The sequence below is a fragment of the Dawidia cretensis genome, from assembly GCF_018598175.1.
GTDB classification, from domain to species: domain Bacteria; phylum Bacteroidota; class Bacteroidia; order Cytophagales; family Cyclobacteriaceae; genus Ohtaekwangia; species Ohtaekwangia cretensis.
The window spans coordinates 39,973-56,521 of sequence record NZ_JAHESE010000001.1; the positions used below are offsets into that span (position 1 = coordinate 39,973).

The window sequence follows — 16,549 nt, forward strand, 5'->3', positions numbered from 1 at the left end:
GTATTAGAATCTAAACTTCACATTAAAACCGTAGTTTCTAACAGTGGGGTAAGCACCGCTTTGGTAACCCATGGCAGTGTTGCCTGAGCTCATGCTTTCTTCCGGATCGGAGTATTCCATGTTTTTGTGGATGATCCAGAGGTTGCGGCCGATAACCGACACGTCGATGCCTTTTACAAACTTCAGACCCGTCAGCAACGAAGCCGGTATAGTATACGTAATCGCCGCTTCACGCAGCTTCACATAGCTACCGTCGTATACATACGCCGCGCGGGGCGCGCCACCGCCTCCGTTGGCAACATAGCCGTACGCCGTGGCGCCGCTACCGTTGTAGTTTTCAGCGTAGGTAGTGTTCGGCGTACCGTCCTGGTTCACACCCGGCAGCAATACACCACCACCATCGGCTACGCGATCCCGCTTCGGATTGCCTTTGTCGTTAAGACCAGCCGTGATAGGCGTCACGCCGCTACCATCGCCGTACCACATATCCAGCGAGAAGATGTCGCCACCCTGACGAATGTCGACAAGGAAACTCAAGCTCAGGTTCTTATACTTTAAGGTGTTGTTGATACCACCCAGCCAGGAGGGGTTCGGATCACCGATGATCTCGCTCGAGCTGGCCGTCGGGAGGTAGTAACCATTCGCATTTACAACAGGCTGACCGTTATCCGGATGGTACGTATAGTTTGTACCACGGATGACACCGTACGGATGACCGACAGCAGCATTCAGCGTTACACCACCCTGAAAGGCGACACCGTTCACCGAGATCGGAATGTTCGTCACCGGAACGCCGCCTTGGCTGTAGAGCTCAATAACCTCGTTACGGTTACGCGTAAAGTTCAGGTTGGCAATCCAGGAGAAGTTGGTGGTACGTACAGGAACTACGAAAGCCGAAACCTCGATGCCTTTATTTACCATTTCACCGGCATTTACAAACTTGGCCGTGTAGGCGGCTGCACCGGTGGTCGTAACCGGCAGAATCTGGTCAAACGTGCTGGTGCGGTACCAGGTGAAGTCGAAGCCGAAGCGGCCGTCCAGGAAGTCCGCATCAACACCTACTTCCACGCTGTTTGTTCTTTCAGGTTTCAGATCGGGGTTGTTCTTGGTGTTGGGCAACGAGAAGAAAGGCACTGAACCCATGGCCGCAGGCTTGTCGTATACGTCATAGATCGAGAGCGGAGGCGCGTCGTTACCTACCTGTGCATAGTTACCACGCACCTTGGCGTGTGTCAGCCAGGGTGCATCGAGCAGTTTCGAGAACACAAAGCTGGCGGCAGCAGACGGATAGAAGAATGTGTCGTTGTCCTCCGGCAGTGTTGTCGATTGATCGCGACGACCTGCGATGTCGAGGAATAGCATTTCACGGTAACCCAGGGTTGCGCTGGCAAAGATTCCGTCGACACCAATCTTCTCCAGCACCTCCGTCGGAGGCGTCATCGGAGTTCTGGAATTCGACAACGAGTACAGCTCTGGAACGGCCAAACCACCGCTGGTAGAAGCACGAACAGAGTTCATTTCACTACGGCGCATGTTACCACCGACGTAAGCCTTCAAATTCAGGTCTTTCGACAGGTCTTTATTGGCGCTTAGCAAGAGATCATAGTTGGATTCTGAAAACGTACGGTCGAAACGCTCGAACTTAGGAACACCGTTGCTACCAACCGCAATGCGTTCGCCCTGATAATCCACGGTGGTATTCACCGCGGCGCGGCCCATAACGCTCAGCCAGCTGTTAACCTTATAGTTGGCGGAAACATAACCGAAGTAATTGTCGCGTGTGTCATCGACGAAGTTTTCGTAGCGTGTCCAGTACGAGTTATCCATGTAGATCGGACGGTTCCGGTCAGCATTCCAGTTCCACGTAATGTTCTGTCCGTTGCGGAAATACGCATCACGTAGATCTTTCATGTCCACATGCCCAGCCCACCACTGGCGGAATACCTGGTTCGGGTTCGCCGAGCTATAGCCTGTACCATAGCGGCCCAGACCTTCCACCCGTGTGTAGTTACCTGACGCCGTTACGGTCAGCTTTTCCGTGAAATCAAACGAGGTCGAGAAGTTGAACATGTTTTTGTTCAGCTCGCTGTTTGGCAATACGCCGGTCTCATCGCTGCGAGTATAGCCCACTTTGAAGGTTGTTTTGTCATTACCACCGCTCAGCAAAATGCTTTGATTGGATTGTCTGGCGGTTTCATAATAATATTCCGGACCGTTTTCCGCAAATCTCCAGGTAGTAGGGAGGTGATAGTTGGGGTGATTAGGATCAAAAGCATCCCAGTTATATACCGATTGACCTTCGAATTTCGGACCGAAAGAAGCATCTGCCGTGAAGTTCGGCACCGGACGCTCAACTCCATTGTATGTTTCGCTGGGAGAGAAGGTCTGCACATACCCACCGCCATATTCCTCCTGGAATTTAACGAACGTGCTCTTGTCGATCTTACCCCAGGTAACGCCGCTGTTCACAATAATGTCGAAGGTATTTTTACGACCCTTCTTGGTCGTGATCATAATGACACCATTCGAAGCACGCGAGCCGTAAAGCGCTGAAGCCGCAGCACCTTTCAGGATGTTGACCGACTCGATGTTGTCAGGGTTGATGTCGGCGGCGGCGTTACCATAGTCGACGCCGGGAGCACCGTTACGTTGGTTGTTGGTGTTCGTATTGGCGTTCGATACGGGCACACCGTCGATCACGAACAAAGCCTGGTTGTTGTTCATAATGGACTTGTAACCACGAATAACGATGTTGGTAGAACCCCCCATGTTGTTGTTGGTCTTCACGTCCACACCGGCTGCACGGCCCGAGAGCGAGTTGACAAAGTTTGTGGAACGGTTGCGGGTCATATCCTCTCCGCGAACCTCCTGCGCTGAGTAGGGCAGCTCGTTCTTGCTCCGCTCGATACCGAGGGCTGTCACCACTACTTCACTAAGTTGTCGGGAGTCCGACGCCATGTTCACAACAAGAGATGTCTGGCCGCCAATGGCGACTTCCTGCGTGGCAAGACCAATAAAGCTGAAAATTAAAACACCGTCTGGGGGAGCCGTTAAGGAATAATTTCCTTCGGCATCGGTCACGGTTCCGTTGGTAGTACCTTTAATCACAACGTTCACACCGGGCAGTGGTCCTCCGTCTTCTGCGGAAAACACCCTGCCTGTGATCCGTTCTTGCGCTTGCGCCAGGCTAAAAGACGCCAGCGTCAGCACTGCCGCGAAGCAGGCGAGTAGAGTTCTTCTCATAAGTTTGAATTTAGGTTAATATGAAAGCAATGATAGGACAGCCGGCAGGTCCAGAAAATACACTCTTTATACCCCACTTGTGAGAGGCTTGGGGTACAGAACATAACCCATCTTGGGTTATTCTATACTAAACCGGTCTATTTCTATTTGCGGGAGGTGCCTGTGACGAGACAGAATTTTATGGAGAGCAAGGGCGAATTAACCGCTATAAAATGACGACAAAGGAAATTTTTGAAATAGAATCCATGCCGCCAGACGCAATCGTTTGTGGGTGATCTTTATCACCCTTCTAAAATACAGAAAGGCCTCGCGGCCTTTCTGTTAATTGCGTGTTGTCCTTCCGTTAGATCAGAGTTCGGTAAAGATTGAGACCGACATCATCTCTTCAGAAAGCAGTCCCAGGGCATAATAGATATACCAGCTCACCTTCGGCAAGAAGTTAGACGGCACAAGCCTGTCGGCTATGGCCTTCGACACCGCCTGCGCACGTGTGTTTACTTCCAGCTTCTTATAGATGTTTTTGATGTGTGTCTTCGAAGTATCTTTTGCAATGCCGAGCTCATCAGCGATCATGCGGTAGGTAAGGCCCTTCATCATGAGCTTCAGCACCGTGGTTTCCTGGCTGCTCAGCGGTGAGCTGTCACCAGTATGATGGGCATTGATCACGATGCGCGCGATAAATGGATCGAGCGGTGCACCACCTCTCATTAGATTATCAATAGACTCCGCTAACTGCGGCAAACAACTCTGCTTTAATAAAAAGCCCGAAGCGCCACTGCCAATAACATTCAGTACAATGTCTTCGTCGGTATAGTCAGAGATGACCAGAATGTCGATACGCGGGTATTTCTTTTTTACCCGGGCTATAAATTCCGGCCCTTTGAGAAACACAAAGTCGATATCCATAATAATGATATCGGGCTGGTCCCGGTCCAGGCCTTTCAGCGCATCCGCACATTCGGCATACTGGTTCACGATCAGGATCTTATCCAGCGAGGACAACACATATTTCAAAACATTTTGAAATGGCTCATCCCGATCGACCAAAACCACTCTCTTTCTATAAAACATAGTATCTCTTTTAACTTCCCTAATTTTAATTCTTCGACTCCGTCTCGCCGCAGGTGGTGGGAGGCACAGACAATACTCACTAAACTTATTAAATATTATTATACCAATGTTAACAAAAACGCTCCATCATCCTCTATTCTACACCGTCAACCTCCCGCACAGCCGCTGGAAGCGCGTGTACGGCAGGCAGGCTATAGCAATTTCGCCTGACGATAAATGCATGTTGTAACATTCGGGCAATAATGGAACACACGGCAACACGGTAAAGCGCTGCCGATCTCAAAGATGTCTCAAGGAGATTAGAACGGGATTAGAAACAACTTAATTCGATATAAAATTGCGACCGCGGGGTTGCCTATTGACCCACTGCCGTGGCCACCATGTACCACGCACCGTGCGGCAGCCATTGCTCTGCCCAGCGCCAGTCGTCGTCCTTACCGGTTTTGAGATAGCTCAGGTCATAGTCAATATCGGCCTCGTCGCTATAACCGCCGGTAATGCCATTGCTAATACCGCCGGGCGCATTCGTATATTGATATGTACCAAAGAACATGTACGCAATGTTATTACGTCCTGTACCATGCAGCATGCTGGCGTCATAGGGATTTAAGCCCAATACCCAGTTCAGTTGATTCCAGGCGTACACTTGCAGCTTGCCGCGAAAAGCTTCGTCGGAGAAAAATGGTACTGCCAACCGGGCCGCCGCCGCCAATGAACCGAGCCGTGCATTCTCACCTTGCCACCACGGCGCTGCTTCCGAGTCGTGTGGAAAGAAGAAGGCGGTACGTTTCACACCATCTTTGTTTTGCACCAGCTGCCGCGCATAGCCAAAAGGGTTGTTTACTTCGCCCGTAACTTGCAGTTCGTAGGTCAGTGACTTCTTGACACATGCCAATACTTCCTTGCGCACAGCTTCGTCGGCCACCGGGGCATAATTCAGCAATGCCACCACCGGCAGGCCGGCATCGGATGGATGAAAGAACGGGCGCGTGGCAGCGTCGGCACGCCAGGAACCCTGGTACGTACCGGAGGTTATCAAACGGCCCATCAGGTTCTTTGCACGTTTGTCGGCAGCAAGTTTGTATACCGGCTTATTCGTCACCTTGAATAATTCCGTGGCGGCCATCAGCACACTGTAGTCATCCAGGATATTCTCTTTGCCGTCGTTGGTATAGTATATATTGTTCTTTTCCAAAAAAGCAAAGGCTTCTTCCGCCGTGCGCAGGTAGTCGGCAGCCGTATAGTCGCCAGACACAGAATACGTGCTGGCCATCGCCAAAGCAGCGATGGAAAGACCTGCCCCTGCCCGATAGCTCACCTCATAGGTAGCCTGGCTCGACACGCGTTCAATGTCGCCGGGGTTCGTCTTGTCTTTGGTATCGATCGTCTTGATCGCATAGCCCTTCGAGTCTTTACCGATCTTACGATCCTCCGGACGTTTCTCCGGTCCATGTCCCGACACCGAGCGGTAAAATGATCCATTCGGATTTTTTACACGCACGAGGTAATCGGCTCCAAACATCGCCTCGTCCAGTACACGACGTTTATATTGTTTAAAGGCAACCTTGTCACGTGTATTCAGCAAAGCATAGGTCTTAAAAAGTCCCCACACCGTCAGCGATATTTGCTGTGGATTAAAATACGTCGAGAACGACAAGTGTGAAAGGTGTTTGCCATAGTCGCCGGTAGCATCATACCACCCGCCGTGTGCATCCACGGCCGTGTTGGTATCTTCGAGCTTCAGGGTGCGGTCTGCCTTATCGAGCAATCCCGACGACCGCTGCCCTTTGAAATAATATACTACATTCGAAAGGGTGTTGCGTTCCAATACATCCACCTGTATCACAAACGGGAAGGAGCGGATCACGCCTTTGCTGGTGGTACATGCTATGTAATACGAACCTTCCTTCGTCACACCGTCAAACTCCAGCGTCCAGAAGTGCCAGTCCTTCCACTTCTGTACCGGCCCCGCTTGCGCCACTGTACCCGAAAATACCTCGGCGTCAGTCTGACTGTCCTTCACCTGGAAGGCCGTCACACCGTCGCCAACCTTTCCCTGCACCACGGCATGTTTGGGTCCCGTGGCTTCATAGCCCAGGTGATTGGTTAGAATACGAAGCTGCTGACTCTGCGTGAAAAAGGATAACAGACAAAGCGAAAGAATACAAAGAAAGGAATGGGATTTTGGGATGGGCATACGATTGGAATTTTAAGATAACATCCACTACCAAAGGACCATTTCAAACAACGATTGCATCGGAAGAATGATTGACCGGATGACCGGCAAAAGATTGGGATGTGTTAAAAAGCACACTCTCCGTCAATAGGACAGGCGGACCTGCCTGCCGGCAGGCTAGATTTTTTATAGAGATCCATTAAACGATCTACTATGGAAACGGCCCAACGCAAGACCATCGTCACCGAGCTGATTCAATGCATTCAAAAAGGCAACGCCCACGTCTCGTTCGAAGAATCAGTGGCGCGACTGTCCAAAGAATTACGCACGCGTACACCCACGTCACTGCCCTATAACATCTGGCAACTTGTAGAGCACATCCGCATCACGCAATGGGATATTGTAGAGTTCTGTACTTCTGCCACACACGAGTCGCCACCCTGGCCCAAAGGATACTGGCCCGAAGAAGTACCCGACGAAGTAAGCGATCATGCCTGGAAAAAATCGCTGGCGCAGATAGAAGAAGACCGCACGCGTTTCTTCAACCTGCTGAAGAATCCCAAGCGCGACCTGCTGGAACCGTTCGAGCATGGCGACGGACAAACCCTGCTGCGCGAAGCGTTGCTCCTTGCCGATCACAACGCTTACCACACCGGCGAGATCATTGTCGTACGCCGCCTGTTAGGCGATTGGGATTAATTATGCCTTCAGTACATACCGATACAGGGCCGTGCCCGCCAGCAGAAAAATGACGCTGCCAACCGCCACCACGGTCATGTTACTGCCGGCGAGCACACCCAGCAAAGCAATGCCCGCACCGACAAAGGCTGCGGCCGCGATAATGACAGTAATACCAAACCGGTTCTGCTGTTGTGCCGCTTCGTGTTGGACTTGCTGAACCGCCGGCGTCTCGCGCGTAGGGGCTTGTTGCAGGGCGAGCGCACGCGGCGACTTCATACCCTGGGTATAATAATAGTATTCAAAGATGCCTAGCACAGCCAGGGGCAAGCCCACGCCCAATAACGTTTCTACCGATCGATCCAGTTTAAATCCTGCGAATGCCGGCAGCAATACTTTAAAGGATAAGCTTACGACCAATGCTACGATCGTTGTGAACACCACCGAGAATGCCGTTTGCCGGGAAGAGTACAGCGACCAAATAATGGGTGCAAACAAAGCACCCCCTGCAATTGCAGCAACGCTCAACACTACCTCCACAATGCCCCCGGCCAGCGGCACCAATAACGCCACACCAATTGTACCGGCGCCGAATAGCAGTGTAAAAAGCCGCGCAACGAGAATCTGCTCCTTCTCCGACGCGTCGGGCCGAAACACACTGCGGTATACATCCTGAGCAAATACCGTGGCGGACAGGTTAATCGTGGTATTCGCCTTGCTGGAAGTAGCGGAGATCATACCCGACAACACCAGGCCAATCAACCCCGCCGGCAACACACGCTGGCAAAGCATCATATAAGCACCTTCGGGTTCCAACCCCTGCAAACCAGGATTGATGATACGATAAACCATGGGCGGCAGCATCCAGATGACCGGGCTCAGGGCATACAGGAAAGCAAACAGGTACGCCACCTTCTTCGCATTGCGCTCACTCGACACGCTGGTATACCGTTGTACATACGACCAGTTTCCACCGATATAAACAGTCTGGTATCCAATAAAGGCCAGCATAAAGCCGGCGGTATAATCGTTGGCGAACGGCTCAAAGAAATCGGCCGGTGCCTGACGGAACAAGTTGCTCACGCCGCCAATCTGCGCAAACGACGCGGGTATAACAATTAACACGGCCGCCATCAGGATAATAAACTGCACCACGTCCGTGACCAGCACGGCCCATAACCCACCCGCCGCGGTGTATAACACAATCAGGATGCCGATACCAATAATACAGGCCTCCAACGAAAACGGCGTCGCCACATACACCATCTTCCCCACGGGATATAAGACGGCACTGGTATTGACCAGGCTGAGGATTAAAATAAGGTAGGTATAAAACTGTTGCGCCTTTGTGCCAAAGCGGACGCCGATATACTCTGCCGCAGTGCGCGTGCCCGTCCGTTTCCAGCGGGCTGCAATAAATACGGCCACGATCAAGCCGCTGATCGCCATCGTCAGTTGGATGGTATTGGCCACCAACCCATGTTTATAGGCAATCGACCCCCACACCACAAATGTCCCCGCGGAAAAATAGCTGATAAAGAGTGACAGCCCATTGATCCACCAGGGTGTTTCTCCTCCGGCCTCAAAAAAAGCCTGACTACTTTTGCTGCCCGTGCGGGTAAACGCCAGCCCGATCGCAAAGATCAGCACGGCGAACACCGCCATGACAATAAAATCCAGTTGTACCATGAAATCAGAAGTTGAAAAATACTATTGAAGATCCAGCGCATACACGGCCAGGCCATACGGCGACAATGAGACATTGACGGTCGGGCCATTCGCCACGGACTGCCCACCGGGCACCGCTGTTATAGCTTTCACCCGCACGCCGGGCCTCCATTTGTCTACGTGTATCGCCACCGGTGCATGCACCGCTGTAGGCTGATCATTCAATAGTATGACAAACAAGCGATTTTTGGAAGCAGAATATGCTGTTATATATTCAACAGACGGATTGTCGCACACGATCAGGCCCGGCCGGATTACCAGGTCAGCTAAATCTCCATGAATGGTACCCGGAGCGAAACCATAGCTTTGGTGCGGTCCGACCTTCGGCGTCACAAAGCCGCGCGGAAAGGTAATGTCACCGGCCGAACGCAGTTGCACCTCTGCCAACAGGTAATCCGTGATCCATCCGACCTGCCACCAGGCATGGTGCGGATACGGCCCTGCGCCTTTGTTCATGGCATACCAGTAATACGACGCCACGCTCGTGGCGGAATCGACGAAGGCGTCACGCCCAATGGCTGCCGCACGGGCCATATCAATAAACAGTGAGTCTTGCGTCAATTGAAACGCCCGCACAAATAAGCCCGCATGGCTGGCCAGCTGTATCGGCCCCTGCCGCTGCGCAGAGCCCATGATGCCGCCGTGCTCAAAGCTCAACCCGGCCTGTGAAATTTCCCAATCTTCGCGGGGCGTGCCATATACCGTCTTCGGCTGCCGGCTGGAAATGGGGTGAGTATAAATAGACGTAGTATAGATCCGGGCCGTTTTCAAGGCCGCTTCCAAGTATTCTTTCTTGCCTGTAATATCGTATAGGTCCAGCAGTGCCTGCGCCGATTGCGCTGTCGCAAAGTCCGGCGCATACCGCGCATCACCACATACACCAATAAAGTGTCCCTTCTCTACGCCCTGCCGTATAAACCATGCCGCGCCTTTTTCGGCCGCAGCCAGGTATTTGGGATCTTTCAAAATGCGATGTGCCACGATCAATCCATAGAAGGTTGGCCGCAGATCGTCAATATCCCGAAATAACGGCTCCTTCGTATGCTGGTCATACGCCACCTTCCAACTGCCATCCGGTTGTTGCCACTTCAACAATAACTCGGCGCCCAGGCGCAACCGCTCCAACAATACTTTGTGATTGGGCTCAAACAGCAAAATGTTCCCGTCGTCTAACATCGTGTAGTATGTCAGACTCACCGGTTCTACAAACTCACCCCACTCTTCTACAAACACTTTACGTTTGGCGAGATAGTATTGCCCCATGGCAGCACCTTGAAAGAAACCGGGCGTGGTTTGTTGCTGCGCCAGCTTGAAGTTAAGGGCATAGGGCAACACGTTTTTCTGCAATGACGCATCGCCGGTAGCCCTGGCCAGCATCCACATCGCACCGTAGTCCGAATTTTTGATGGCATCGCCCTGCGAACCCACGACACCACCGAGATACGATTGCCCGCCGATCTGCCTGCCTTCAAAAGACTCCACGTGCCACATCGAAGTTTTTGTGTCCGTCAGGTAACGGTACATCGCTTCGATGCGATGTGTCAGCGACTGTTTGTTCTGACGCAGCGTCAGCGTTTCTTTAAATTGATATATATCGTTGGCGGTATGTTTCACCTGGTCATACCACGTGCCGTGGCGCAAACTATAGCGGAAGGCAAACTTTACCGTATCACCCGCTTGCAGGCGCGAGGGCTTCTGGCCCAATACCGGATAATAAAGCGAAGGTGACAAAGCACCTGCACGGTTGCGGTGGGACAAGCCGATGTGCCAGTCCTCGTGCGTGATGTGGTCGTGTGCCCACGGATCGCGGCCCAGTCCCGGGCGGGGTATCACCGCCAGCGACACCGACTGCTTCGTATCGACAATCGCTGCCAGCGTACTGGCACAACGCTCGCGATAGATCACCGGCAAGGCCGGCACGCCTTGTCCATACGCATACGCCCGGACAAAGTCGGGCTGAATCGAGTCGCCCTGAAAATACCCTGGCACCGTGGCCCACGCCATGTCACCCTCTGGCACCGTCGCCAACGTAGGCGTGGCAAAGGAATAATATCCCGCTTTCTTCACGATACACTGGAGCTCTACCACCACGTCATTCGGAAACCGTTCATCCAATGCCCACGATGCCGTGATGCTGGCCCATGCATTGTCAACGGTAAACACCAGGCGCTTGCCGTCGGCCTTCACATCCGACGGAAACCCTGTAACCGCTTCACCCGCCGTATTTAACGATACCGGCGAAGTAGCATCTTTCCAAAAACCTTGCTGATATCTATATACCGGCTCGGGAAATGGTACACCCGTATTTGTCTTAAACACCGTCGGAGTGCTATCGGGCTTCTGCGCACTGTAAAGCAATGTATAACTTCCCTCCGGCTTGCCCACCTCCTGCCAGGCGCCGCCCACGCGCACCTGCACACCGGTCGCGTGCCAGCCATCCGCCTCTTGCTTCCATTGGAGCTGCAGCCGCTCGTTGGCAAGGCTTACATCCTTTTGTTTACAGCCCGCCACGCCAAGCGCGGCGATTAAAAAACTTATCAATACACTCCTGCTCATATTAATCTTCATAACAAAGTACTTCAAATACCGCCGCCGGAACTTCCGCCGATGGATGTGCTACTGTTAATGTCAACGAGCGCGTCGTCACCGGCTCGTTGAATCGGATCACGTTCTGCGTCTGATAATTTCCTTCACGTTGATACACCACCGTGCCCCGCTCATCGCGCAACGTATACTGACGTACGCAGAACGGCATCACGTTCTCGGGGTGCCCCATCAACACCGTTTCCATCGGGTGATCGAAGTCGGTATCGAACTTTAACACCACCGTACGAATGGTACGGGGGGCGTCCCACGTCAGCGTCAGTGTGGGCGCAGCATCTTTACTATCCGCCACCCAGGCATTGGGACCATCTACCGGTCGTGCCATGCCGTTTCGAATATTCTCCACACCAAAACACGTCAACGGCTGTGACAACCGCAGCGCTACATTCTGCCCCAATGGGCGCCGTTGCGGGCACCAGAACTCAAACGCATCCATGCCAATGCCGTCGGGCGGCGTTTGTTTACCATAATTAGACACGGCCTCGTTGATGTGGTTAAACACCGATAAAACTCCCGTCACACGCTGCGACGAGAAAGGCACTTTTACCAGTGGGTTTTTCAGGAACACAATAAAGGCATATGCCGTAGCCGGAAGCTCAACATCAAATACCAGGTCAACACAGCTCTTACCGGCGGCCAGCTCCTTGCGCACCGTGGCCAGTGTCACATCCGGTGTATAATTACCGGCTTTGCTACTGACGCGTAACTCCACTTCCAATGTAGCAGGCTCCTCCGCATAGGCATGAAACGATACACCGGGCATCGGCCCGGCCAGTAATGGCAACATTTGCGCCACCGCAGGACTCAGTGGCCGCGGCTCACCTTCCGGAAATGCCTGTAGCGCCAACGTGCTCGACGCATGAAGGGAGGCATCGTTCACCAGGTTCTTGTCGTCGTGCAGGCGCAGACGCGGCAAATGCTGCCCGCGCACCATCAACCGCTGCTGAAGCTCCGGCACCAAACCTTTCGCTAACAAATCGGCGGGCAACACACTATGTTGCTTACATACCACCGCTGCCATGCCGACCGCTTGCCCACCGTAGGCACTTGTACCCATCACGCGCGACGAACCAAACGCCACGTGACTGACGCTGATGATCCGACCGGCCAGGAACAGGTTTTTTACATTCCGGCTATAGTAGCTGCGATACGGTAGATCATAGATACCCTTCGCATGCCATTGATTACACCCCGGCCGCTCGCTAAACACACCGTCTGCAGGATGCAGGTCAATCGACCAGCCACCAAACGCCACGGCATCATCGTGCGGCCGCTGCTCAACAATATCCTGCTGTGTTACTATATAATCCCCTTCAAACCGGCGGCTCTCCCGTTTGCCCGGAATCGTGCCTACCCACTCGAGCGTCAGATTACGCGCCTCTGGAAACTTGCCGGAGTTCTTGATATAATTCCACACACCGTAGATCACCCGCCACAGCTCCCACTTGATCGTCTCCGTTTCATGTACAGTATCCAGCCGGCCACCATACTCCACCCACCAAAGGTTACAGCCATATTCCTTTGCATTGAACTTACGATACCGTGGAATCTGTGTGATGTCATGCAGCGCATACGCCGGTGCTACGAAATCGACAGGCTTGCCCACGTCCTTACTGTAAAAGTATAGCGAATGCCCCAGCAGCTCGCCATACTCTTTCTCCGGCGCAAATGCTTCATTAAACTCTTCCCGGGTCTCTGCGCCCATGCGAAATGCCGCCCCTGCCAGAAAGCCCACAACACCATCACCCGATGCGTCACAAAACAGCGGTGCCTTTAAAACATACTCGGTCGAGTTCTGACTGCAAAAGGCCCGCACCGACGCAATCGCATCGCCGGCCTTGGTCACTTCCATGACGGCCGTATTCAACAACAGCGTAATCTTCGGCTCCGACACTACTTTATCGAGCAGCACCGTATCAAAGATCACCGCGTTGCCTTCTGGATTCCGGTACATATTCTCCACAAGGATCTCGTCGATCACACCGCCTTCACGCGACCATCGGTTGTTATTCCCCATGTGCGACGTCGCGCCTAATACCCACAGCCGCACTTCACTGGAAGCATTGCCACCCAGCACCGGCCTGTCTTGCACAAGGATCACCTTCAGGCCTTCCCGCGCAGCTGTAATCGCACAACAGGTACCCGACAAACCTCCCCCTACAATCACCAGGTCTGCCGACAGCACATCCTGCCGCAGCGACCTGGAAGCTATACTTTCCGATACAATCATGTTACCGTTGAACGTTTAAGGATGAATGGATTTCTTAACTACGACAAAGCCACCCGGCTTCACCAGGCTCACCTCGGCCGCACCCGGCGCAACCTCCAGCGTAAGCGTCTTACTTTCCCCGGGCTTTAACATGTCAATCGCAGCAGACTTACTACCGCATTGCACGGTATAGTTGCGCAGCGTATAGCGCGGAAAATCGTTGCGTGCCGTGACGGTAACCGCCACTTGCTTATCCGACACCTTTACCGCGAGGGTGGCCGGCGCAAATTCTTCCTGCCATGTCAGGTACATGCCCCGGAGGTCGCGCTCGGGCGAGATTAACCCCCACGGCCGGTAGCCATTGGGATTGGTGCCGGGGAAACGGCTCATGTAATCGTTAAACGTCCAGACCGACGCGCCCACCAGGAAATCGCACTGCCGAAAATCCTGCATAGCCTTCTGCAAATGCCGCACACGGTCCTGTTCATCCTTGACACCATCGGTGCGCAGACCGAACTCGCTTATATATACCGGCTTGTTCGGATATAAGGCATGGATATGCTTCAAATTCTTTAAATGGTCGCCATAAATATTGGCGCTCACAAAGTCCACATATTGCGACGCTTCGTCTTCCGGCTTCTGAATGATGTCGCGAAACACAAACATGCTGGCAAACGTCACGAGCCGCGAGGCATCGATCGACTTGACATAGGCGTACATATCCTTTGTCCACGCCTGTCCCTCGGGTTTATGGGAGTGATATTCGTTTCCTACGCTCCAGGCAATGACCGAGGGATGGTTCCAATCACGTTCCATCATCTCACGCAACTGCGCCTGGTACCGTGCGCGCATGGCTGGATCTGCCATTTGCTTTGGCGTCAACTGCCAGTTGCCCGCTTCGGCAATGATCAGCAGACCGTGGGCATCCGCCCAATCCAGCAACTGGGTCGACACAGGATAGTGGCTGATCCGCGACAGCTCCATGCTCCCGTTTTTGATCAACGTCAGATCTTTCTCCAATACTATTGTGGGATCCATCGAGCCATAGCCCGGATAGTCGAGCGGCCGGTTGCAGCCACCCATGCGAATAGGCTCTCCGTTCAATAATAACTGCGTGCCCTGCACGGCCACCTGGCGAATACCAAACATGCGCGACAAGGTATCCGCACCGGTCACCACCTCGGCTTTATACAACACGGGGTCGTCGGGGTACCACAGCTTCACTTCCTTCGCAGGTACCACAGCTTCTGCCTGCACAACCGTTGTCGCACCCGCCGGTATTTCCGGCACCTTTACCGCGATCTTGACCGGCACCTTATCGACCCCGCGATACAACGTCACTTGCACGGCCGGTTTCGCCACGCGACCGCTGGCATTCCGTACGTGTACTGCCAACGCTACTTTCGCCGTCTTCCTGGTCAAATCCGGGTCGGCTGTAATTTTTACATTCTGTACATATACCTCCGGCCGCACAACAACATACACTTCGCGTGTAATGCCGCCGTAGTTAATCCACGGAAACAGCTGGCCCGTATTTTCATCCGTATCTGGAATACGTGTCTTCGCGCCGGGAATGGTCGTTGTATCCCAGGCATTGTTCACTTGTAACGCCAGTGTATTCTCACCTTTCAACGCCTCCGTAATATCCAATTCAAACGGCGTGTAGCCCCCTTCGTGTGCGCCTACCTGCTGACCGTTCAGCCATGCCTGAGCCTTATAGAACACCGCCTCAAAGCGCAGGTATGCGCGATGCCCTGCCGGTACGGCGGCGTGCTGAAATTTCTTTACATACCATGCCGTGCCGGTATAGAGCATATACCGTGGATCCACGGAAAAACAATGTGGCACCGTTACCTTGTCCCACCGGGTCAATGGAAAATCGGGGCCATACCATGCGTGAGCTTCCCCCACGTGTACCGGGTCCAGCGCAAAGCTCCACTGCCCGTGCAAGGCGGTACGCTGTTGGGCCAGCAGACAAACCGGTAGACAACAAAAGACGATCAATAAATACCTAAGCTTCATGGACGATAATTGTTTACGAGGGCGTCCGCGACCGCGGTGCCGATATGATTTAAACCTGTTTGATTATAATGAATGGCGTCGTGCATCCACCCTTTGTCTGCAAAAGATGTGGTGCCGCGGTACACAACCTGTGTATGGCGATCCGCAGCAGCCACTGCCTCTTGTTCCTGACGAACGGCGTCAAAGCCTGTTCGCGGATGACCGGTATAATACCCGGTCTGCACAATATAAAAAGGAAGCTCTTTCCCAAACGCTTCGCGAAACCGTGCAATAACACCTTCCAATGCTTGCCGGTAACGCTCCGCAGTAAGCTTCCCGTCGTTGATAGCATTTGCGTCACGCTCACCTTGCACCCAGATAATTCCTTGCAGGTGCTTACCCGTTTTGCGCTCCGCGGCCAGTACCTTCTGAATGGCGAACGGCATCAATAACAAACGCCCCTGCATATCCCACGTGCCGTAGTCGTTAAGCTCGGCCAGTTGATGACACGAGCTTCCACCCCGGGCGGCCGCGATCAACACTACCGGCTTACCAGTACGCCGATACAACGTTTCCGCTAGTACCGGCGCCAGGCTGCCGGTATGTGCACGTTGAAAATGTAGCTCGTCTTGCCCAAACGGATCTTTCAACGCCACCAACACATCGTGGGTCGCAACATATTCCCACGCCGAACCGGCCGAGCAAACGGGGGACAAGGCGCTATCACCCTGCCCCACCGCATTGCTTTGACCTGCCAGCAGGTATAGCTGCAGGTCCTGGGCATAGCCCAACCCTACCATATGCAAAACCCAAAGTGTGAAAAGTATCCGCATGCGCTG

Annotated in this window: 9 protein-coding genes; 1 reads left to right on the top strand and 8 read right to left on the bottom strand. The window is 53.2% G+C overall.

Annotation, left to right across the window (positions count from 1 at the left end):
- Positions 1-3 precede the first annotated feature (3 nt).
- From KK062_RS00165 to KK062_RS00175, 3 genes are all read right to left on the bottom strand, one after another.
- The gene (locus KK062_RS00165) at positions 4-3,243 is read right to left on the bottom strand and encodes a SusC/RagA family TonB-linked outer membrane protein (RefSeq protein WP_254082203.1); all 3,240 of its coding nucleotides are present in this window, start codon (positions 3,241-3,243) and stop codon (positions 4-6) included.
- Between the two features lie 348 nt (positions 3,244-3,591).
- On the bottom strand, positions 3,592-4,314 hold the full coding sequence (locus tag KK062_RS00170; RefSeq protein ID WP_254082204.1) for a response regulator transcription factor: 723 nt from the start codon (positions 4,312-4,314) through the stop codon (positions 3,592-3,594).
- Positions 4,315-4,669: 355 nt separating this feature from the next.
- Positions 4,670-6,511 (bottom strand): glycoside hydrolase family 9 protein, encoded by a 1,842-nt coding sequence (locus KK062_RS00175; RefSeq protein ID WP_254082205.1) that lies wholly within the window; start codon positions 6,509-6,511, stop codon positions 4,670-4,672.
- Between the two features lie 192 nt (positions 6,512-6,703).
- Between KK062_RS00175 and KK062_RS00180 the strand changes: the two genes are divergently transcribed.
- On the top strand, positions 6,704-7,189 hold the full coding sequence (locus tag KK062_RS00180; protein ID WP_254082206.1) for a DinB family protein: 486 nt from the start codon (positions 6,704-6,706) through the stop codon (positions 7,187-7,189).
- Here the strand turns inward: KK062_RS00180 and KK062_RS00185 are convergent, their stop codons facing one another.
- The 5 genes from KK062_RS00185 to KK062_RS00205 are packed head-to-tail and all read right to left on the bottom strand — an operon-like array spanning position 7,190 to position 16,543.
- A complete protein-coding gene (locus KK062_RS00185; RefSeq protein ID WP_254082207.1) occupies positions 7,190-8,857 on the bottom strand; it encodes a sodium:solute symporter family protein in 1,668 nt (555 codons plus the stop codon).
- A gap of 21 nt (positions 8,858-8,878) precedes the next feature.
- Positions 8,879-11,464 carry a glycerophosphoryl diester phosphodiesterase gene (locus KK062_RS00190; protein WP_254082208.1) on the bottom strand — a complete coding sequence of 862 codons (2,586 nt, stop codon included), beginning with the start codon at positions 11,462-11,464 and terminating at the stop codon, positions 8,879-8,881.
- Complete coding sequence (locus KK062_RS00195) at positions 11,454-13,730, bottom strand: FAD-dependent oxidoreductase (protein ID WP_254082209.1); 2,277 nt, start codon at positions 13,728-13,730, stop codon at positions 11,454-11,456. Before KK062_RS00195 ends, KK062_RS00190 begins: the two co-directional genes overlap by 11 nt.
- Positions 13,731-13,745: 15 nt before the next feature.
- Entirely contained in the window at positions 13,746-15,731 is a 1,986-nt protein-coding gene (locus tag KK062_RS00200; RefSeq protein WP_254082210.1) for a glycoside hydrolase family 2 protein, read from the bottom strand.
- Positions 15,728-16,543, bottom strand: coding sequence for a sialate O-acetylesterase (locus tag KK062_RS00205; protein ID WP_254082211.1), 816 nt, complete (start codon positions 16,541-16,543; stop codon positions 15,728-15,730). The genes KK062_RS00200 and KK062_RS00205 overlap by 4 nt, the downstream gene beginning before the upstream one ends.
- Between the last annotated feature and the right edge of the window lie 6 nt (positions 16,544-16,549).